Origin of the sequence: Candidatus Micropelagos thuwalensis, assembly GCF_000469155.1 — a bacterium.
Taxonomy (GTDB): domain Bacteria; phylum Pseudomonadota; class Alphaproteobacteria; order RS24; family RS24; genus Micropelagius; species Micropelagius thuwalensis.
In genome coordinates this window covers 620,832-642,108 of record NZ_AWXE01000004.1, presented here as the reverse complement: position 1 = coordinate 642,108, position 21,277 = coordinate 620,832, and the positions used below count along the sequence as shown (strand labels likewise).

Below are 21,277 nucleotides of genomic sequence, written 5' to 3'. Positions count from 1 at the left end.
ATACAAAACCTCTTCTACACATAAGCTGGGAACCGAAAAATTACATCTTCACACGTCATCCAAAATATTGCGCAAGCGATAAATAAAATCCAAAGCCTGTTTCGGAGACAAGCTGTCCGGATCCAGCTCAGCAATCTCACGACTTAACTTTTCGGCTGGACTATCCGTTTTACTGACCTGCACCTGTTCCACAGATTGCGTAGGCGCGAATAACGGCAAGCTCTCCAGCACACCCTCAGGAACAGCTTGTTCACGACTTTGTTCCAACTGGTCGAGCAGTATTCTGGCGCGGTCAATCACAGGGGCGGGCAGTCCCGCAAGCTTAGCGACATGAATGCCGTAAGAACGATCAGCAGCACCGGCAACAACCTCGTGGAGAAAAACAACATCGCCCTGATATTCTGCAACCCGCATGGTAATATTCGTCACCTTGTCAAGCTTCTCCGACAAGCCCGTCAGTTCGTGATAATGCGTGGCAAACATAGTTCGACATTTATTCATCTCATGCATATGCTCAATGGTTGCCCAAGCAATCGAGAGACCGTCAAATGTTGACGTACCACGCCCAATTTCGTCAAGAATGACCATGCTCGCAGGCCCCGCCTGATTTAATATCGCCGCTGTTTCAACCATTTCGACCATAAAAGTTGACTGTCCGCGAGCCAAATCATCAGCCGCCCCGACACGACTAAACAGCCGATCAACAATCCCGATTTCTGCCTTCGTAGCAGGCACATAGCACCCACTTTGGGCCAATACGGCAATTAATGCATTTTGGCGCAAATAGGTTGATTTACCCGCCATATTTGGGCCCGTGAGCAATAATAATCGGCCTGTATTGCCCTGTTTATCATCTGCATGAATATGGCAATCATTGGCAATGAATGGGCTGTCACCCTGTCCGGACAATGAGGCCTCAACCACCGGATGTCGTCCGGCCTCGACAAAAAAGCGATGATCATCATAAATCTCAGGCCGTACCCAGTTCATGTCGCAGGCGAGCTCAGCGAGTGCCAGCGCCACATCCAGTTCAGCCAGCGCCTCAGCCGCACGGCTGACCGCCTCGGCTTGGGCCAGCACCTCACCGCATAGGGTGCTAAAAATTTCCTGCTCCAGCCCGGTCGCTTTTTCACCGGCACGAGAAATTTGACCCGCGAGCTCCGCGAGTTCCGTGGTTGAAAACCGCACCGAATTTGCGAGTGTCTGGCGATGAAAAAATGTATCGGCATAAGGTGCTGTCATCAACCGGTCGCCATGTGCCGCCGGGACATCAATGTGATAACCCAGCACAGCATTATGTTTAACTTTAAGTGCTTTAATGCCCGTATCTTCTCGGTAGCTGTTTTGGAGGCCCGCAATCACACGACGGCTTTCATCTCGCAAGCGACGGGCTTCATCCAAGCCGGGGTGATAACCCATGGCAATAAAGCCGCCATCACGTGTCAGAACTGGCAGTTCGTCAGCAAGCGCCTTAGCCAAATGGTCACACAAATCTTTCAGGGGTTTTTGAATAGGCGCAATAGCCGCCAGCACCGACTCAATTTGTGGTGGGCAGGGCGTGATATCGGGGAGCGCCGTTGCCGCCAATTCAAAGCCCTGCATCAGCCCATCTCTTACTGCCGCCAAATCGCGCGGCCCGCACCTTTCCAGCGACATGCGCCCGAGCGCACGCGCCATATCCGGCGCATTTTTTAAGATAGACCGTTTGGTTTCACGCGTTTTTGTGGTCTCGGCATCATGCCCTGCATAAAAACTGATCGCATCAAGCCGCCCCTCAATAGCATCTTTTTGCGCCAGAGGTGCCGCAAGCCTTTGCGACAGCATGCGCGCGCCGGGCCCGGTGACTGTTTTGTCAATGGCTGCAAAGAGTGACCCCTTTTTCTCACCGGTTTTATTTTGAAGAATCTCCAAATTCTGACAGGTCGCCACATCTATTCGCATTCTGTCATCAGCAGACATTAAACGCGGTGGCTTTAAGTTCGGTAACTTTCCAAGCTGGGTAAGGGTGAGATAATTAATCAGGGCGCCGCCTGCGGCATACATTGACCGCGACCAATTACCGAAACCATCCAGTGTCGAGACATGATACGCTTCTACTAAAGCCGCATGACCGGACTCAGAATTTGCCTGTGAGGCGGTGAGCTCTGTCGCCACAACATCACCGCAACTTTCAGTCAAAAGACGCTGTTTCTCTGGTGGTAAACTGTCCGGTAAAAGTAATTCGCGCGGCATTAAGGCAGCTAAACGCCCCTGAATGGCATCGAACTTCCCGGCGAAAATCTGCACGTCACCTGTCGATATATCCACCCAGGCTAAAGCAGGGCTTTCCTCATGTCGGGTTTGTCCGAACGCGGCGAGATAATTATTCGCCCTCGCCTCCAAGAGACCCTCTTCCGTTAGGGTGCCAGCGGTTACGAGGCGCACCACCTCGCGCCGGACAACAGATTTTGAACCCCGCTTTTTGGCCTCAGCAGGATCTTCCGTCTGTTCGCAAATCGCCACCTTATGCCCCTGCCGGATAAGCCGATGCAAATAGCTCTCGGCGGCATGAAAAGGCACACCACACATTGGAATATTTTCGCCCAGATGTTTTCCACGGTGGGTGAGGGTGATATCTAATGCCGCCGCAGCCACAATGGCATCGTCAAAAAACAACTCATAGAAATCACCCATCCTATAAAAAAGCAGAAAATCTTGATGGTCTGCCTTGATGTCCAGAAACTGACGCATCATTGGGGTGATATTTGGATCTGTTGTCGGCATTTTTGGTGTTGTTGATGACATGTTGTTTTCGGCGTTCAGCATGACACTATCTTAGCAGAGCCATACCGCAATGGAAAACGCGATATCGAAAATTACTGTTGGGAAATATCTGTTAAAATAATAATTACATTCAGATGAAATAAACTCAGGGCTTGAGATAAATCGCACTTCACCGTAAACATCATCAAGGTAGGTGTTCAATGGATGATTCAACTGAAAAAAATATAGGTGACCGTGAGGCGCTGAGATTTCATAGTCGCGGCAAGCCGGGCAAACTTGAAATCAATCCGACCAAACCCATGGCGACGCAGAGAGATTTGTCTCTTGCTTATTCGCCGGGAGTGGCGGTTCCGGTGCGCGCGATTTCAGATAATCCCGACGCATCCTATGATTTAACCAGCCGCGGTAATATGGTCGCTGTTATCTCAAACGGTACAGCTATTTTAGGACTTGGCAATCTTGGCGCCCTCGCGTCTAAACCAGTCATGGAAGGCAAGGCTGTTCTTTTTAAGCGTTTTGCTGATGTTGACAGTATTGACCTTGAAATTGATACCGAAGACCCAGATCAATTTATCAATGCCGTACGTTATATGGGCCCCAGCTTTGGCGGCATTAACCTTGAAGATATCAAAGCGCCGGATTGTTTCATTATTGAACAAAAACTGCGCGAGGAGATGGATATTCCCGTCTTCCATGACGATCAGCACGGCACAGCTATTATTTGCGTTGCGGGGCTTATCAATGCCCTACATCTCACGGGAAGAGATATCAAAGAAACAAAAGTCGTAATGAATGGCGCTGGCGCGGCGGGTATTGCCTGTCTGGAACTATTAAAGGCGATGGGCTTACCGTCGGATAATGCGATTTTATGCGACACAAAAGGCGTCATCTTTACAGGGCGCGAAGAGGGCATGAACCAATGGAAATCAGCCCATGCTGTCAAAACAGACTCACGGACACTCGCTGAGGCCATGCAAGGCGCAGATATTTTCATCGGGCTTTCGGTAAAAGGCGCACTGACGGGTGAGATGCTGAAATCAATGGCGAAAGACCCGATAATTTTTGCCATGGCAAACCCAGACCCCGAAATCACACCCGAAGAGGCGCATGAAATTCGCCCTGATGCGATTGTTGCCACCGGTCGGTCAGATTATCCAAACCAGGTAAATAATGTGCTCGGCTTTCCCTATATCTTCCGTGGCGCATTGGATGTGCAAGCCACAACGATTAATGAAGAAATGAAAATCGCTTGTGCCGAGGCTTTAGCGGCATTAGCGCGGGAAGATGTGCCCGATGAGGTCGCTGCAGCTTATAATGATGAACGTCTGCGCTTTGGCCCGAATTACATTATCCCGGTGCCGTTTGACCCACGTCTTATTAGAGATATTCCGCCTGCTGTGGCCATGGCCGCGATGGAAACGGGCGTTGCCAGAAAGCCGATTGTGGATATGGATGCTTATCGAGATCGTTTGTCAGCGCGCCTCGATCCCGCAGCGGGTTCCTTGCAAGTTATTTTCAATAAAGTCCGCCAGAAACCTAAACGCATGATATTTGCTGAGGGCGAGCAAGAACAAGTTATCCGCGCAGCGATTGCCTATAAGGATGCCGGTCTGGGCGAGCCTGTTCTTATTGGGCGCGATGAAATTGTGCTCGAAAACATGAAATCAATTGGACTGGGCGACAGAGATGATCTGGAAATCGCCAATACCAGTAAATCTGAACGGGTTAATGACTATGCTGCTTATCTCTATAATCGCTTACAACGTAAAGGGTTCCTTGAAAGGGATGTGATGCGCATGGTCAGCAATGACCGAAATATTTTTGGCTCTTGCATGCTGGCACTGGGCGATGCTGATGCGATGATTACCGGCGTAACACGCAATTATTCGATAGTGCTTGAACAAGTCACCAAAGTGATTGACCCGCTGCCCGGCAAAAGAATGATAGGGGTTTCTATGATTTTGACGCGTGGGCGGACTGTGCTTGTTGCTGACACTAATGTTCATGACATGCCGAATGGTGAAGAGCTGGCGGATATTACAGAGCAAACGGCTGAAACTGCGCGCGCGCTCGGTTATGAGCCAAGAGTCGCCCTACTCGCCTATTCTACCTTCGGTCACCCAGAGGGCGACAGATCAAGATATGTGCGCGACGCCATCAAGATTTTGGAACATCGTTGCGTTGATTTCGAATTTGATGGGGAAATGGCTGCTGATGTGGCGCTTAATAAAGATGTGCGGAGCATGTATCCGTTCTCCCGCCTCAAAGATAATGCCAATGTGCTCGTCATGCCTGCCATTCACTCCGCTTCTATTTCGACAAAAATGTTGGGTGAACTCGGCGGCGCAACGGTGATTGGGCCAATGCTTATCGGAATGTCCAAGCCGGTTCAAATTGTTCGCATCGGGTGTACGTCTTCCGAATTGCTCAACATGGCAGCGATTGCGGCTTATGATTTTTAAATAATCATCACCCTTTTACATCTGATGTCACGCCGCGCTATACCATGGCTGAAGCAACATGTCTTGCGGCAAGATGTTCACAGCCGTCCAAATCGGCTATCGTCCGCGCAACCCTTATAATGCGGATATAACCTCGCGCCGTCAGCTTGGAGCTTATGGCCTCATTGGTGATTTTATCAATAAGCGCCTGCCCCTCCTCATCAGGCCTTGCGAGGTCTCGCAAAAGCTCACCATCCAGATTGGCATTCAAACAACCTTGATTGCGATTAAACTGGATGTTCTGAGCGTGTTCGACTCGCCGGGCAATATCAGCGCTACTCTCCCCGCTATCGGGTGACAACATATCTCGTGACGATACCGGCGGTACTTCAATGCGAATATCAAACCTATCTAACAAAGGCCCAGACAGGCGGACCAGGTATTCGTTTATACATTGCGGAATTCGACGACAGGCAAGCTCTGGATCATTGGCGTGACCACAGCGACAGGGATTCATGGCTGCAACAAGCTGAAATTTCGCAGGGTGGGTGATATGCGCTTCCGCGCGAGCAATCTCAACTTCTCCGGTTTCAATGGGCTGGCGCAAGACATCAAGCGTCTGGCGAGAAAACTCAGGCAATTCATCCAGAAACAAAACACCATTATGCGAAAGGGAAATCTCACCCGGCTTGGCCTGACGCCCACCCCCAATTAAAGCCGCCATGCTTGCCGAATGATGAGGTGCGCGAAAAGGCCTATGACTTGCCATATTCACCCCACTCCCGCCACAGGAGAGACTCTTAATCATCGTTACTTCAAGGCGTTGCCTTGACTGAAGCGGTGGTAAAATGCCCGGCAACCTTGCGGCCAACATGGACTTTCCAGCACCAGGAGGGCCAGTAAGCAAAAGATTATGCCCGCCTGCCGCCGCGACCTCTAGCGCAAGCCTTGCTTCCGGTTGACCCCGCACATCCGACATATCAGGCATGTCTTCGTGTGCCGTTTCAATACGAGGCTCAGGCGGAGGTAGAGTTTGTGTCTCGCGCAGGTGACTAATCAGTTGAAGAATATGCTCTGCTGCGATAATGCCCTGATTGTCTGGCGCGCCCAACCCCGACCATGCAGCCTCCGGGCCACAATCGGCGGGACAGATGAGACACAGCCCCCACGACATCGCAGCCATTGCAGCGGGAAGTGCGCCCGGGACCCCGCCAATGCGCCCATCCAAGGACAGTTCGCCTATAGCAACAAACCCATCTACAGCTTCTGCAGGTAACGCACCCATCGCGACCATTAACCCCAACGCAATGGGTAAATCATAATGACTGCCTTCTTTTGGCAAATCAGCCGGCGCAAGATTGACGGTAATGCGTTCCGGCGGCAAGCCCAATCCTATTGCAGAAAGCGCACTTCTTACCCGCTCACGGCTTTCACCGATTGCTTTATCAGGCAATCCCACAGTGTTAAAAACCATCTTGCCAGGGGAGAGGTGTACTTGCACATCCACCTTAACAGCATTCATGCCTTGAAAGGCTAGTGTATTGATACGTGCGACCATTATTCTTCTTTATTGGGCCGGACCGATTTAAAGGGAAAACAAGATAGATACACTTACAAAATAATTGAGATTATAATCGACCAAGCAGAAATTTTTTGTTTATTAGCGCTTTTTTATGTAGTATTAATTGTCTGTTTTTGTTGCAAAGTTGAGCTTTTGTTATGTTTAACCAGAAACGCATAGAAGTAAAAATCGGCGATGTTTTTGTCGAATATTTTCACAACAAGAAAAAAATCCTGTCCATGATGGGGTTGTCTAAAGATTTTGAAATTTCCAACTTTCAGAATCTATGGACAGTTGTCCGTATTAATAATTTCAGCGGTTATCCTCATGCAGAATTGCATGATACAAAAAGCGGCGGCACCAGAATTATTGCCGTTGATGCCCTTGAAAAACAAGAAAACTACAAAAAATACACCCCGGAGCAACTCGATAAGGCTGTTTAAAAGAAGCTTTAACGCTTCAACCGAACCTCTATCGCATCCCAAATGAGCTTGGCAACGTCAGGCCCTCCAAATTCTGCGATTTCGCGAATGCAGGTCGGAGACGTTACATTGATCTCTGTGAGATAATCACCAATCACATCAATGCCAGCAAAAACAATCCCATTATCCTTCAAATAACTCCCGATAGTTTTAGCAATTTCAAAATCCCTATCAGATAATTCAGAGGCCTCCGGGCGACCGCCGACATGAACATTTGCCCGCGCCTCACCTGGCTGTGGAATGCGGTTCACCGACGCCACCGCCTCACCCTCAACAAGAATGACACGCTTATCGCCTTGCCGCACATCGGGCAAATATTGCTGGGCAACTATCGGCTCGCGGTTGGAGACCATGAACATTTCTACCAAGGCAGAAAAATTTTCATCTTGCTCTGTAACCCTGAAAACCCCGGCGCCACCATTGCCGTAAACGGGCTTGAGAATGATATCGCCAAACTCTTCTCTAAAGTCTTCCAGCGCATTCGAATCTCGCGTCAATAAAGTCGGCGGCTGAAGCGAGGGAAACAGAACTGGCAGGATTTTCTCCGGCCCGTTCCGCACAGCAACAGGATTGTTGACCACCAGCGTATGGTCACAAATTTGCTCTAGCATATGTGTGGCGGAAATATAAGCCATGTCAAAAGGCGGATCCTGCCGCATCAACACAACATCCATATCCGTCAGATGGCGCACCTCTTCCGGCCCTGCAGAGAAATAATCTTCGCCTTTGTCCTTGAGAGCCAAGGAACGAATGCGCGCTGTAACCGCACCATCCCGCAGACTCATATTTTCAGGCAAGTAATAATAAAGTTCAAAACCCCGCTTTTGCGCCTCTAAGCCAAGGGCAAAAGTACTGTCGCCGCCTACATCAATCGACTCGATGGGATCCATTTGAATTGCGACTTTTAAAACCATTTCATTTATCCGGATTATCTCTCGTGTGATGCCTCTGCATTACTGAGCTCTTCTGCGGCGGCAAATGCCAGCATCATTTCATCCACTGTTTCAAACTCAAGCTTAACCTCAACCACACCAGATATTGTTCGGGCATGATTAACGACACGTATCGCCTCTTCTTCCGTTGGCGCAATACCCAGAATATATACCACACCTCTGTGGGTTCTGATGATGAAATTCACCGCTGAGATGGCTTGGTCAGTCATCATAGCAGTTCGCAGGCGGGCACTGATAAGACCATCGCGTGCCACTTTTGAAAAACTGCGCGCCTCACTGACCTGTACATAATCAAAAACCTGCCGAATGCCATCTGTTTCACCAACAATCTTCTGCAAGGTTTTTTGAGCCGCTTCGTCTTGCACCGTACCCGTCAGCATCAACCGCCCTGCCAAAGCATCAATTTTGATTTTAAGCAGAAGTGTATCGTCTTCTTGAAGAAGCGCGCGGTTCAGCGCAACCATGAGGCCGGCATCATCCACCCGCCTTTCAAAACCAGGCGCACTCAACGCCGCCGACCCGACAGCTGACATGCCACCAACTATCGTACTTGGCACTGTGCAGCCAAGGGACACCAAAGCTGGCAATAAGGCCGACCAAACAACTAAAGCATGCCGATTAATTCGATGCTTCAATGTTTCCATTTTTTTACTATTTACAAAACCCATATACTAGTCGAGCCACATATTTTTAAATCGCCTTGGCCATTTCCTCGGAACAATAATAATCGCATCAAAACGCCATGAGCAATCAGCGTATTGCCCATGCCGTGCCATAAATAAATCTGCAGCATTTGAAATCCGTCGCCATTGATGCGCTGTTATCGAGTCAATCGCCGCCTGCTCGTTCCGGCGCGCCTTCACTTCGATAAAGGAAATGATTTTTCCTCTTTTGGCAACCAAATCAATTTCCCCCAACGGACATTTCCAACGCCACACCAAAACGCGCCAACCCGTTACCGACAAATAAAGCCCGGCAACAATCTCAGCACGTATACCCCGTCTGTATGCCTGAATTTTTTTGTTTTGTAGCTTTTTCTTTTCTGTAAAAATCATTCATCTACATTTTCTGAAAACGTCAACGCTAATTGATAGACATCTCGCTTTGACCACCCGGAAAGCGCAGCAACCCGCGCGGCGGCCGTTTTTAAGGGTTGGCTTTGCAAGGCGACCCTGAGACTCTCCCGCACATCTGCCTCGGACATTCTTTCGCGCGCAGCGGGCGGATGAATAAGAACCACAACTTCCCCACGCGCAGAGGCATTGGCATCAAGGGTTTCGATCAATTCTGCTGGCGCCCCGACAAGAACCTCCTCATACGCTTTGGTCATTTCGCGGCAGATCGCGGCTTCGCGATTAGGCATTACAGCATCAATATCTTTCAATAGTCCCGTCAGCCTTTTCGGGCTTTCGAACAAAACAAGTGTGACCGGAATGTCGACTAATTCTCCCAGAGCAGTTTGCCGTGCCGCAGATTTAGTTGGCAGGAATCCAGCAAATAAAAACCGGTCACTCGGGAAACCTGCAATACTCAAAGCCGCAATCGGACTGGAAGCACCAGGCACTGAAAAAACCTCTTGCCCCGCATCACGCACCTCTTTCACTAAACGATAACCCGGATCTGAAATCAGCGGTGTTCCGGCATCACTGACCAACGCAACAGTGAGGCCATTTTCAAGGTGATACAAAATCTCTGCCCGGACATGATCTGATGAATGCTCGTGATAGCTATCTGGCTTGCGTTGAATACCGTGCAAGGAAAATAATTTTTTAGTGATGCGCGTATCTTCGCAATAGACTTTATCTGCCTGCATCAGAACGTCCAGCGCACGCAGAGTAATGTCCATGGCATTGCCTATAGGCGTAGCAACAACATAAAGCCCACTCTTTAGGCCGCCCTTGGCATGCGTCATTGGCTTTGAGACAGTATGGTCAGTCATGATATGACTTTGCCTTATTCGCCCCAAATGGCAAGAGCCTATCCCTTAAGGTGGGCCTCAAGCTTCCCAAGCATAGGTATTTCAGCCAGTTCGGGAATATGTTAAAGCCATACTCCGGACATAATTTATATCTAAACCTGTTAACATGAGTAAAGTGATGTTGATGAGATACGCCGAAATGAAAAAAAATACCCTTATGGCACTGGTGCTGACTGGCCTTATTGCGGGCTGTGCAAGCGAAACTGGTATAAGTGGGTCAAAAGTGCGCGGCTCTGTAACTCAAGGCACTATTTATGAAATGCCGGGCAAAAAAGCGCCAGCCAGCCCCTTGGACTATCGCATCGTTGAAAACACTAAAGCTTTTTTGCGCGCTTTGCCTGAAACCAGCAATCAACCGACAGCATTTGAAAGTCGGTCCGACACCCTCCCGAAAGAGAGCCGCACCCAGGTCATAAATGATGGGCGGATACGCGTCGGGCTGTTGCTCCCCTTCGAGTCAGGCAATGAAACCGTAAATGAGGTTGCTACCGATCTTTTTAATGCGGCACAGTTGGCGGTTTTTGATGTTAACCGCCCTGAAATAACGCTTATTGTGAAGCCCACAAATGGCACAAAAAAGGGAGCGGTAAGAGCCGCACGCGCAGCACTTAATGAGGGCGTTCAGATTATTATCGGCCCTGTCTTTGCTGACTCCGTTCGTGCCGTAACCCCAATCGCCAAATCCGCAAATATACCGTTAATTGCTTTTTCCAATGACCGCTCTGTAGCTCATCAGGGCGTCTGGCTTATCGGGTTTTTGCCAGAGCAAAATCTAGAAAGAATAATCGAAACGGCTAGACTTGAAGGAAAAGAGCGTTTCGCAGCACTCATTCCAGAAACACCTTACGGCCAAAGAATCGCGGCGGCATTAGAGCCGACGGTCACGCGCTATGGTGGTGAGTTGGTACAAGTGGAATATTATCAAGAAGAAGCGCAATCCATGTTCGACCCGGTTCAAAAGCTTGCCCAATATGATGACCGAAAACTCGCCAAGGAAGAAGAAATGGCGCGGCTTATGGAGGAGGCACGCCTCTTACTGCCCAACACGGAAGAGGAAGAATTTGAAAAGGCGCTAGCGGAGAAAGCGCCCGAACTTTTTGCCCAGATACAAGAACTTGAGCGTCGCGAGACTTTCGGCGAGCTACCCTTTGATGCGGTTATTCTGCCAGAAGGTGGTGTGAAACTAAGAAGTCTTGCACCTTTACTCCCTTATTTTGATGTGGATCCGCGTGAAGTTAAATTTTTAGGAACCGGCCTGTGGGATGACCCTCAACTTGGCCAAGAGCCGCCACTTGTTGGCGGCTGGTATGCCGCACCTGACCCTGGGGGCTGGAAAGCATTTTCAGGCCGCTACAAAAAAGTATACGGACAGAAGCCGCGTCGTATTGCCAGCCTTGCCTATGATGCCGTTAGCCTGACTGCCGCGCTTTCTGTCATAAATCCGGACAACCCCTTTAACGATACAGCGATGACAAATGCCGACGGATTTTTAGGTATTGACGGCATTTTCCGCCTTAATGAAGATGGGCTCAATGAGCGGGGCCTAGCCGTGCTTGAAGTGAGGCGGCGAAAAAATAAAATCGTGACGCAAGCGCCTGATAGTTTTGTCCAAATTGACCGCGCTAAGTTAAATTTCAATGCGCTGTTCCTGTCTGATGATTTGGAAACACCAACAGAAATAAAGACAGAAGACGGAGTTTTATTTCTGGACTCAGGCGATCAACAATTCAGCGACCAGCCTGTCGAGGACAAGACGCCCGCTGCGGGTGGCGACGAGCCTGTCTCGCCGATCCTCCAATAAGCCTGCGCCGACAAGAAAATCAATTTTTGCGGGGCCTAACGCGCCATCCGGTGCTGTGGTATTTTTAAAAATATCTGAAAAAGACACGCCATCAACAAGGCGCAAACCGAACATCAGGCGTTCTTCAAAAACCTCTTCATTCGACAAGCACTCAAGTGAGGCGAGACCGTGACCAACGGAAATGTCTGATGTGGATGCGAGCCATGCTGCAGGTTGTTTAATACCGATGGAAGCATGGCGTTGACCCCCAATATCAATGCGACCATGTGCACCGGGTCCGATGCCAATATAGGGCGCCCCCTGCCAGCATTGTATATTATGACGAGACTCATGACCTGGGCGGGCATGATTTGAAACTTCGTAAGTCACCAACCCCACATCATGGCAGAGCGATTGGGTGATATCATATAGCCCAATTTGGACGTCTTCATCCGGCAAGGTCAGTCGCCCCGCCTGATGTAACTTGCCGAAATTTGTGCCTTGCTCAATCGTCAGCTGATAGGCCGACAGATGATCAGGTGCCAAAGCGAGCGCCGTTGTCAACTCCGCCGCCCAAGCGGCAACCGTTTGATCAGGACGGGAATAAATCAAATCTAGGGATGTGTACTCAAAAAGATCCCGCGCCAAGGCGAAAGCAGAAATGGCGTCAGCCGCATTATGAGTGCGCCCAAGAAATGAAAGAGCCTCGTCATCCAGCGATTGCACACCCATGGAAAAACGCGTAATGCCGGCCCGCTTTAGATCCTCAAGCAATGGCCTGTCCAACCCAACAGGATTAGCCTCAAGCGATATTTCTGCATTTTGGGCCAGCCCCCAAACGGAAGCGATTTCGTTTAAAACGCCTTCAAGAATATCCGGACGCACCAGTGACGGCGTGCCGCCACCGAAAAATACACTCGTCACGGGGTGCGCATAATCCGTCAGATTACCAAGGTGTTGGATTTCAGCTGCATAGGCTTTCAGCCAGCTATCCTGATCAACATTTTTAAATACGTGAACATTGAAATCACAATAGGGGCAAATTGACAGGCAAAACGGCCAGTGGACATAAACACCGAGAGAGTCTGCTATTGACGCGTCTAGTCTTTCAGACATGCCGTAACAAGTTTTTGAAATGCTGCTGCCCGATGCGACATTGCATGTTTCATCTCCGGTTGTATCTCGCCAAAGGTTTTTGCAAGACCGTCAGGCTGGAACACCGGATCATAACCAAAGCCTAGATCCCCGCGCGGCGGCCAAACCAGCTCACCATAAACCTTACCTTCGAAGCTTTCACAATGTCCGTCCGGCCATGCAAGCGTTAGCGCACAAACAAAATGTGCTGTTCTGGGCGCATCGGGAATGCGCGTAAGCGCTTCCTCGACCTTTCTCATGGCGCGCTCGAAATCGCGCCCGGGAGTTTCCCCCTTCTCAATATCTCCCTCCGCCCATCTGGCAGAATGAATACCTGGCGCACCACCCAACGCGTCAACCGCTAGCCCACTATCATCAGCCAGTGCCGGCAAACCTGCCGCTTGCGCCGCCGCCAAGGCTTTTAGTTCCGCATTAGCTATAAAAGTGTCACCGGCTTCCTCTGGCTCAGGCAAATTCAAGTCAGCCGCACTGATTGTTTCAATGCCGAAGGCGGCGACCAATTCATTAATTTCAGTTACCTTGCCGGCATTATGACTGGCAACGACAATCTTCCCTGACAAGACTTTCCGGTTTTCAGACATGTAGCGCCCCAAATGTTGTAACCAAAAACTGTATTAACCGAGAGATTGCTTCTGCAGCACGACCAGATTACGAATACCCGCTTCAGCAAGCATCATAAGAGCAGAAAAATCCTGCTGGCTAAAAGGTCTTTCTTCGGCTGTGGCCTGCACTTCAACAAGTGTGCCACTCCCGGTCATCACAAAATTCGCATCAGCAATCGCGTTGCTGTCTTCTGCATAATCCAAATCCAGCACCGGCTCATCCTTATAAATACCACATGAAATTGCCGCGACATGATCGCGAATAACAACTGCGTTAGCATCAACAATTTGTTTGGCTTTCATCCAATCAACCGCCTGTGAAAGCGCAACAAAAGCGCCAGTGATAGAAGCCGTTCGTGTACCGCCATCAGCCTGCAGCACATCACAATCAATACTGATTTGATTTTCACCCAACGCGGCGAGATCCGTGACGGCACGCAGTGAGCGACCGATAAGGCGCTGAATTTCTTGGGTGCGCCCTGACTGTTTACCAGCCGATGCCTCGCGGCGCATGCGATCAGATGTCGAGCGCGGCAACATACCGTATTCTGCCGTAACCCAGCCCGTACCGCCATTTCTTAGCCATGGCGGGACACGCGTTTCAACGCTTGCTGTGCACAATACATGCGTATCGCCCGCTTTTATCAAACAGGAGCCCTCGGCATGTTTAGTAACTCCCTTCTCAAGCGTGACGGATCGCAATTGATTATATTGGCGACCTGATGGTCTTATCATTTGTGTCATTAACAGTCCTGTTCGTTGAAAACTATAATTTAGTCATCTGTTTAGCGGCTGGACGGAACATCAGCAAGGGTGAATAAATCCAAAAGGTTGAACTCGCGCGCTATACCTCCTAAATAAGATGTGCTGAAGCCCATATCAGATAATTTAGGGAATGAAATGATGAGTCACGAAAACGAAACTGACACAAATCCGGAAAATCAAGAGGCCCCTAAAACGGAAACAGATGCCCCAAAAGCCGACACATCTCAAATAGAAGCATCTCATAAAAATACAGAGGAGCCTTCAAAATCTGAAGAAGAACCTACTGAGAAGAAATCTTTAGAAGAAGCGCCCGCAGAAGTGGTTGAAGAGCCAGAGGAAATTGATCCCGAACAACAAATTGCCGAATTGAACGAAAAAATGCTTCGGCTGGCGGCTGAGCTAGAAAATACCCGCCGCCGTGCTGAGCGCGATAAGTCCGATGCTCTCCGATACGGCGTGACTGGTTTTGCTCGTGATATGGTGTCAGTAGGCGATAACCTGACACGCGCCCTCAACGCCATAGAAGAAACCGACCGGGAAGGATTGTCTGATAACATGGTCAATCTGCTGGAAGGTGTCGGCGCCACCCAGCGCGACCTGATGGCGGCGCTTCAACGCAATGGCGTAAAACCGATTGCCCCTGAAGGCGAAAAGTTTGACCCCAATTTCCACGAAGCTATGTATGAAGCGCCGGGCACAGGGCAGGATAATGGCACAATTATCGAAGTCGTGGAAATCGGCTATATGATTGGCGATCGCCTGCTAAGAGCTGCAAAGGTTGGGGTTGCGAAAGACGGTTAAACCTTCACAGCTGAATTAAGCTGGATTTACCCGTCGCAGTGTCAGATTTATCCGCCCACCGCCCTCAATATAATCACCGATGAGCTGGGACGAGTCCGGCATGATGCGATCAATACCATGAAAGCTCAAACGAGACTCACCTTGCAGTATAACAACATCTCCCGAATTAAGCTTCACCGATTGCGTTGGGCCTTTTCTGGTTTTGCCGCCGACCCGAAACCGCGCGGAGTCACCGAGCGAAAAAGACAGAACCGGAAAACTTTTATCAATTTCATCGCGATCCTGATGCAAACCCATTTTCGCACGCTGGCCTTGGTACAAATTAATCAGACAACATTCTGCCGGCACATCGAGACCCGTTAAATCAGTCCATGCCGCCTGCAAAATATTCGGTAAGGGCGGCCATGTTTCACCGGTTTCAGGATGAGCCGCCTGATATCTGTAACCATTGACATCGGAAACCCACCCCAGTGACCCGGCATTTGTCATAATAATTGACCAGGGCTGATTGGTGCGCGGCATACGAGGCTTAAAAAAGGGGGCTTTTGCAATCACAGGCATTAAAGCGTCCAAAACAGCCCTTTGTTGCTTGGGTGACCAGTATTCCGGAATATATTTTGCGTGATTTAAGTCCATAAATGACACCAAAAGCTTTCTTACCCTCAAAGTAAGGTGATTAAATTTTTTTGGGTTGCGACCTTGTAGTCCCTTAACCCCAATCTTATATAAACCTCAACCGGCCTTGATAAAGGCAAAATGTGAAACTGTTTCAGGTGTCTAAAGCCTTTTTTGAAGACTTAAGATAGCCCTAAACAGGCGCAAATACGAATTATAGACGAATAAAGTGAATAGGTGGAACAATGGGTAAAGTTATCGGAATTGATCTGGGAACCACAAACTCCTGTGTTGCTGTTATGGACGGCGATACCCCCCGTGTGATTGAGAACTCAGAGGGCGCAAGAACAACGCCTTCCATGGTTGGCTTTGCAGAAGACGGAGAACGACTTGTTGGGCAACCCTCAAAACGTCAGGCTGTCACCAACCCGACAGACACGGTGTTTGCTGTCAAACGACTGATTGGCAGAACCTTTAAAGACCCTGCCACACAAAAAGACATTGAAATGGTTCCCTTCACAATTTGTTCCGCAGATAATGGCGATGCTTGGGTTGAAGCACGGGGTGAACAATATTCTCCATCGCAAATTTCTGCTTTTATCTTGCAGAAAATGAAAGAAACAGCCGAAAGCTATTTAGGTGAAAAGGTCGATCAAGCCGTTATTACTGTTCCGGCCTATTTTAACGACTCCCAGCGCCAGGCCACAAAAGACGCCGGTAAAATTGCAGGGCTTGAGGTGCTACGCATTATCAATGAGCCGACAGCCGCATCTCTTGCTTATGGCATGGAGAAAAAAGAGGGTCAGACGATTGCTGTTTATGACCTCGGCGGCGGCACGTTTGACGTATCCATTCTTGAGATTGGCGATGGCGTTTTTGAAGTGAAAGCAACCAATGGTGACACATTCCTTGGTGGTGAAGATTTCGATACCGTTATCCTGGACTATCTTGCCGAGACATTTCAAAAAGAGCAGGGCATTGACTTGCGCGAGGACAAGCTCGCACTTCAGCGCCTAAAAGAAGCGGCTGAAAAAGCTAAGATTGAGCTTTCCTCTTCTACTCAGACTGAAGTGAACCTCCCCTTCATAACGGCTGATCAATCAGGGCCAAAGCACCTGAACACCAAACTTACCCGCGCCACGCTTGAGGGCATGGTGGATGACCTGATCCAGCGCACCCGCAAGCCATGCGAAGAGGCCATGAGCGATGCCGGCATATCTGCTGGTGAAATTGATGAGGTCGTGCTGGTCGGCGGACAAACGCGTATGCCTAAAATCCGAGAGTTCGTGAAGAATGTTTTCGGCAAAGAGCCTAATATGAGCGTGAACCCGGATGAAGTTGTTGCGATGGGTGCAGCAATTCAAGCAGGCGTTTTACAGGGCGATGTTAAAGATGTGCTGCTTCTCGACGTAACACCTTTATCTTTGGGTATTGAAACTCTTGGCGGTGTTTTCACCCGTCTGATTGAGCGCAACACAACAATACCGACTAAGAAATCTCAGGTCTTCTCTACTGCTGAGGACAATCAGTCTGCCGTGACCATTGCCGTTTATCAAGGCGAGCGTGAAATGGCAAAAGACAACAAGGCACTGGGCCAGTTTAATCTTGAGGGTCTCCCCTCCGCCCCAAGAGGTGTGCCGCAAATCGAAGTTGCCTTTGATATTGACTCCAACGGTATTGTGAATGTTTCGGCAACCGACAAGGCTACCGGCAAAGAGCAAGCCATCCGTATTGAGGCCTCAGGCGGCCTTTCTGATGACGACATTGAAAATATGGTCAAAGATGCAGAGGCCAATGCTGAGGCCGATAAGGCGCGCCGTGAGTCTGCCGAGGCCAGAAACAATGCTGAGAGTCTTATTCATGCGACGGAGAAAACAATCGCCGAGAATGAAGACAAAATCGAGCTGGCAGATAAAGATGCCGCAGAAATTGCAATTTCCGATTTGCAAACGGCACTGGAAGGTGAAGATTTGGATGATATTAATGCCAAAGCTCAGGCCCTCAGTCAGGCCGCAATGAAAATTGGGGAATCGGTTTACAAAGCCCAGCAAGAGGCGGAGGCAGCAGGCGATGCGGCGGCTGATGCTCAGACGGATAGTGAAGATGTTGTCGATGCTGACTTTGAAGAAGTAAGCGACGACGACACAGATGAAGAACAGAAAGCATCCTGACAGACTTCCCAAAGCGGATGACTGTCTGACATGCTGACATGCGCTTTCACAGGAGTGCCTGACCTTGGAAAAACGAGACTATTACGAAACGCTGGGCGTTAGCCGCGATGCAGATGCGGCTGAGCTAAAAAAAGCGTACAGGGTTCTTGCCAAAAAATATCACCCCGACCTTAATCCGGGCGACGCAACGGCTGAAAAAAACTTCAAAGAGGCCAATGAAGCCTATGAATGTCTTAAAGATGCTGACAACCGTGCCGCCTATGACCGCTATGGTCATGCCGCCTTTCAGAATGGCGGCTCGGGCGCAGCAGGTGCCGGAGGCGCAGGGTTTGGTGACTTCGGTTCAATGGGCGATATTTTTGAAGAATTCTTTGGCGGCAGAAGCCGCAGCCGTCGACAGGCGGGCCCCAGTCGCGGCAATGACCTTCGCTATGACCTAGAAATAGATCTCATGGAAGCATTTAATGGTGTCTCTAAACAAATTGCAGTTACGGGCGCTGTCACATGCTCAAGCTGCAATGGGAGCGGTGCCAAAAAGGGAACCGAGCCCGTAACGTGTGGCACATGTAACGGACAAGGAACAGTGCGCGCCCAACAGGGCTTTTTTACTGTTGAAAGAACTTGCCATGCTTGCGGCGGTGAAGGCCGGATGATCAGAGACCCGTGCGCAGATTGCGGCGGACGTGGTCATGTTCATAAAGAGCGCAATCTTTCCTTTGATGTCCCCAAAGGCATTGAGGACGGCACACGCATTCGCCTAAGCGGCGAAGGGGATGCCGGTGCGCGCGGCGGACCGCGGGGCGACCTTTATGTTTTTATAAGCATCCGCCCGCACAGTCTCTTGCAGCGCGATGGCGCAGATTTGTTCTGCCGTATACCGGTGAAGATGACACAAGCAATATTAGGCGGGGCGATTGAAGTCCCCATGCTTGATGGCAAAAAAGTAAAGCTCACCATTCCTGAAGGGGCGCAATCGGGCCAGCAATTCCGCCTGCGCGGCAAAGGGATGCCCGTCCTGCGTAATCGTCATTTCGGTGATTTATATGTCCAGATTGCGGTGGAGATACCGAAGAAAATCTCCCGCAAGCAGAAAGATTTACTGAAAAAGTTCGATGCAGAGAACAAGCCGGGTCTATACCCCGATAGTGAAAAATTTCTCAAAAGCCTTGATGATTGATAGGTGCTTCGCTCGGCACTAGCCCTCAAAGCAAACCCCTGCTATTAAAACCATATGAAACTTGTCGTAAATGGTTGCGCCGGAAGAATGGGACAGACACTTGTCCGCCTCATCGCAGAAGATGAGCGCTTAACACTTGTGGGCGCATTGGAGCATGCCAACAGCCCGGCCCTTAATGAAGATGCCGGTAAATTAGCAGGGCTAGACGCGCTTGGCGTGAAAGTCACCGATAATGCGCTCAATGTTATGAAAGATGCGGATGGCGTTATCGACTTCTCTGACCCCTCTGCCAGCGCGGCTCTTTCCGCACTTGCCGCGCAAACAAGAATTGTACATGTCATTGGGACGACGGGATTTACTGCCGATCAAGAGGCCGAAATAGAAGCCGCAGCGCGTCACGCTGTGATTGTGAAATCCGGCAATATGAGTCTCGGGATTAACCTGCTTACCAATCTCGCAAAACAAGCAACCGCTAGTCTAGACGCCTCATGGGATATTGAAATTCTTGATATGCATCACCGTCATAAAGTAGACGCGCCATCCGGCACAGCTTTAATGCTGGCTGAAGCGGCAGCCGAAGGGCGCGATGTCTCGCTGGACGAGGTTGCAGACCGTGGTCGTGACGGGCTAACGGGGCCACGTGAACACGGCGCGATTGGTATTTCAGCCCTGCGCGGCGGGAGTGTCGTTGGAGATCATCAGCTTATTCTGGCAGGGCCAAATGAACGTCTTGTTCTCAGTCATCACGCTGAAAGTCGGGATATTTTTGCACAAGGCGCACTTCAAGCCGCCTTATGGGGCGGAGATAAATCTCCCGGCCTCTATACCATGTCAGATGTTTTAGGTCTTTAGGAGGCAACACAATGGGGTGTTTAGTTCTTGTGCGTCACGGGAAAAGTGAATGGAATGCAAAAAATCTGTTCACGGGCTGGCGCGATCCGGATTTGACAGAAAAAGGTGTTGAAGAGGCCGTTCAAGCCGGCAAGACACTCAAGCAAGCCGGTTATAATTTTGATGTTGCCTTTACATCTGATTTACAGCGCGCCCAAAAAACCTGCGCGCTTATTCTTGACGCTCTTGGGTTGGGCGACCTTGACGTCATCAGAGATCAAGCCCTGAATGAGCGCGACTATGGCGACCTTGCGGGCCTAAACAAAGATGACGCTCGTGAAAAATGGGGTGACGAACAGGTGCATATATGGCGTCGCTCCTATGATATTCCACCACCCGGCGGTGAAAGCCTAAAGGACACCGCCGACAGAGTGTTGCCTTATTATCAAGCCAGCATCAAGCCACGCTTATTGGATGGTGAAAATGTTCTGGTTGCGGCGCATGGCAATTCGTTACGCGCGCTTGTTATGATGCTGGAGAACCTGTCCCAAGAAGAAATTCTTGCCAAGGAAATTGGCACAGGCGAACCTATAATTTATGATATTTCCAGCACTGGCGCGGCGACGCCCAAAACACTTTAACTTCAAAGTCCTGTTATTTTAAAGCGCAACTGAAACGGGCGCACCCTCGGCTGCGAGTAAGGATTTTTTAATATCCAACCCCCATCTATAACCATGCAGATGGCCTGTTGAACCGATAACCCTGTGACAGGGAACGAGCAGGGAAATAGGGTTTTTGCCGACAGCAGTACCGACCGCGCGCGGCGCGCTTTGCAAATTATCAGAAATCTTTCCATATGTGGTTGTAGTGCCTGTTGGAATTTCCATGAGCCTGCGCCACACTTTTTTCTGAAAATTCGTACCGCGCAACGACACGGGTACTTTATGTGGCTGATCAAGAATTTGGGTGGCAAGAGGCCTGAGCTTTTCGGGGTTGGACAGCACATTTTGACAGCCAAGCTGACGAGACAAATCGGCGATGACCGCTTCATCATTCATTTTTATACCGGCAAAGCCTAACCCAATAAGCTGCATTGAAGTGGCTTTCTTATTTTCTGTTGAGGTGTCTTCAGCAAGTAAAATCATACGCCCCAACGGGGTGTCAAATCCTGCCGCATAATTATTGTTATTTTGTGACATATC

The 21,277-nt window shown here is 49.8% G+C and carries 19 protein-coding genes; 8 read left to right on the top strand and 11 right to left on the bottom strand.

The features are described 5' to 3' along the window. Positions 1–48: 48 nt before the first annotated feature. Entirely contained in the window at positions 49–2,805 is a 2,757-nt protein-coding gene (gene mutS / locus RS24_RS07740) for a DNA mismatch repair protein MutS (RefSeq protein ID WP_021777651.1), read from the bottom strand. A 158-nt stretch (positions 2,806–2,963) separates the two neighbouring features. Here mutS and RS24_RS07735 point away from each other — a divergent pair, with 158 nt between their 5' ends. Further along, positions 2,964–5,225, top strand: coding sequence for an NADP-dependent malic enzyme (locus tag RS24_RS07735; protein ID WP_021777650.1), 2,262 nt, complete (start codon positions 2,964–2,966; stop codon positions 5,223–5,225). A gap of 37 nt (positions 5,226–5,262) precedes the next feature. Here the strand turns inward: RS24_RS07735 and RS24_RS07730 are convergent, their stop codons facing one another. Further along, entirely contained in the window at positions 5,263–6,762 is a 1,500-nt protein-coding gene (locus RS24_RS07730) for a YifB family Mg chelatase-like AAA ATPase (protein WP_021777649.1), read from the bottom strand. A 161-nt stretch (positions 6,763–6,923) separates the two neighbouring features. On the opposite strand from RS24_RS07730, the gene RS24_RS07725 reads away from it, so the two are divergent. After that, the gene (locus RS24_RS07725) at positions 6,924–7,208 is read left to right on the top strand and encodes a hypothetical protein (protein ID WP_021777648.1); all 285 of its coding nucleotides are present in this window, start codon (positions 6,924–6,926) and stop codon (positions 7,206–7,208) included. A gap of 8 nt (positions 7,209–7,216) precedes the next feature. On the opposite strand, the gene gshB is transcribed toward RS24_RS07725, so the two are convergent. From gshB to rsmI, 4 genes are read right to left on the bottom strand one after another with little or no spacing between them, the layout of a single operon-like run. Continuing rightward, positions 7,217–8,161 (bottom strand): glutathione synthase, encoded by a 945-nt coding sequence (gene gshB, locus RS24_RS07720; protein WP_021777647.1) that lies wholly within the window; start codon positions 8,159–8,161, stop codon positions 7,217–7,219. 14 nt (positions 8,162–8,175) lie between these two features. After that, on the bottom strand, positions 8,176–8,844 hold the full coding sequence (locus RS24_RS07715; RefSeq protein ID WP_192814063.1) for a BON domain-containing protein: 669 nt from the start codon (positions 8,842–8,844) through the stop codon (positions 8,176–8,178). A 27-nt stretch (positions 8,845–8,871) separates the two neighbouring features. Then, complete coding sequence (locus tag RS24_RS07710) at positions 8,872–9,255, bottom strand: YraN family protein (RefSeq protein ID WP_021777645.1); 384 nt, start codon at positions 9,253–9,255, stop codon at positions 8,872–8,874. After that, entirely contained in the window at positions 9,252–10,139 is an 888-nt protein-coding gene (gene rsmI / locus RS24_RS07705) for a 16S rRNA (cytidine(1402)-2'-O)-methyltransferase (RefSeq protein ID WP_021777644.1), read from the bottom strand. The genes RS24_RS07710 and rsmI overlap by 4 nt, the downstream gene beginning before the upstream one ends. A gap of 178 nt (positions 10,140–10,317) precedes the next feature. Here rsmI and RS24_RS07700 point away from each other — a divergent pair, with 178 nt between their 5' ends. Further along, the gene (locus RS24_RS07700) at positions 10,318–11,979 is read left to right on the top strand and encodes a penicillin-binding protein activator (RefSeq protein WP_157833797.1); all 1,662 of its coding nucleotides are present in this window, start codon (positions 10,318–10,320) and stop codon (positions 11,977–11,979) included. Here RS24_RS07700 and hemW read toward each other — a convergent pair. The 3 genes from hemW to rph are packed head-to-tail and all read right to left on the bottom strand — an operon-like array spanning position 11,890 to position 14,447. Further along, a complete protein-coding gene (gene hemW, locus RS24_RS07695; protein WP_021777642.1) occupies positions 11,890–13,074 on the bottom strand; it encodes a radical SAM family heme chaperone HemW in 1,185 nt (394 codons plus the stop codon). The two genes, RS24_RS07700 and hemW, sit on opposite strands and share 90 nt — an antisense overlap. After that, positions 13,059–13,694 carry an RdgB/HAM1 family non-canonical purine NTP pyrophosphatase gene (rdgB, locus tag RS24_RS07690; RefSeq protein ID WP_021777641.1) on the bottom strand — a complete coding sequence of 212 codons (636 nt, stop codon included), beginning with the start codon at positions 13,692–13,694 and terminating at the stop codon, positions 13,059–13,061. The genes hemW and rdgB overlap by 16 nt, the downstream gene beginning before the upstream one ends. Before the next feature lie 33 nt (positions 13,695–13,727). Further along, on the bottom strand, positions 13,728–14,447 hold the full coding sequence (rph, locus tag RS24_RS07685) for a ribonuclease PH (protein WP_038300962.1): 720 nt from the start codon (positions 14,445–14,447) through the stop codon (positions 13,728–13,730). Between the two features lie 168 nt (positions 14,448–14,615). Between rph and grpE the strand changes: the two genes are divergently transcribed. Beyond that, positions 14,616–15,281 (top strand): nucleotide exchange factor GrpE, encoded by a 666-nt coding sequence (gene grpE / locus RS24_RS07680; RefSeq protein ID WP_021777639.1) that lies wholly within the window; start codon positions 14,616–14,618, stop codon positions 15,279–15,281. A gap of 15 nt (positions 15,282–15,296) precedes the next feature. Here the strand turns inward: grpE and RS24_RS07675 are convergent, their stop codons facing one another. Beyond that, positions 15,297–15,917 carry an alpha-ketoglutarate-dependent dioxygenase AlkB gene (locus tag RS24_RS07675; protein WP_038300802.1) on the bottom strand — a complete coding sequence of 207 codons (621 nt, stop codon included), beginning with the start codon at positions 15,915–15,917 and terminating at the stop codon, positions 15,297–15,299. A gap of 224 nt (positions 15,918–16,141) precedes the next feature. On the opposite strand from RS24_RS07675, the gene dnaK reads away from it, so the two are divergent. From dnaK to RS24_RS07655, 4 genes are all read left to right on the top strand, one after another. After that, positions 16,142–18,067 carry a molecular chaperone DnaK gene (gene dnaK, locus RS24_RS07670; RefSeq protein ID WP_021777637.1) on the top strand — a complete coding sequence of 642 codons (1,926 nt, stop codon included), beginning with the start codon at positions 16,142–16,144 and terminating at the stop codon, positions 18,065–18,067. A 64-nt stretch (positions 18,068–18,131) separates the two neighbouring features. Continuing rightward, positions 18,132–19,244: a molecular chaperone DnaJ gene (gene dnaJ / locus RS24_RS07665; RefSeq protein WP_021777636.1), complete on the top strand. Its 1,113-nt coding sequence runs from the start codon at positions 18,132–18,134 to the stop codon at positions 19,242–19,244. A 54-nt stretch (positions 19,245–19,298) separates the two neighbouring features. Then, positions 19,299–20,096, top strand: a complete 798-nt coding sequence (dapB, locus tag RS24_RS07660; RefSeq protein WP_038300801.1) for a 4-hydroxy-tetrahydrodipicolinate reductase — start codon at positions 19,299–19,301, stop codon at positions 20,094–20,096. An 11-nt stretch (positions 20,097–20,107) separates the two neighbouring features. Continuing rightward, the gene (locus RS24_RS07655; protein ID WP_021777634.1) at positions 20,108–20,716 is read left to right on the top strand and encodes a 2,3-bisphosphoglycerate-dependent phosphoglycerate mutase; all 609 of its coding nucleotides are present in this window, start codon (positions 20,108–20,110) and stop codon (positions 20,714–20,716) included. Between the two features lie 18 nt (positions 20,717–20,734). On the opposite strand, the gene RS24_RS07650 is transcribed toward RS24_RS07655, so the two are convergent. Continuing rightward, complete coding sequence (locus RS24_RS07650; RefSeq protein ID WP_021777633.1) at positions 20,735–21,274, bottom strand: methylated-DNA--[protein]-cysteine S-methyltransferase; 540 nt, start codon at positions 21,272–21,274, stop codon at positions 20,735–20,737. Positions 21,275–21,277 lie beyond the last annotated feature (3 nt).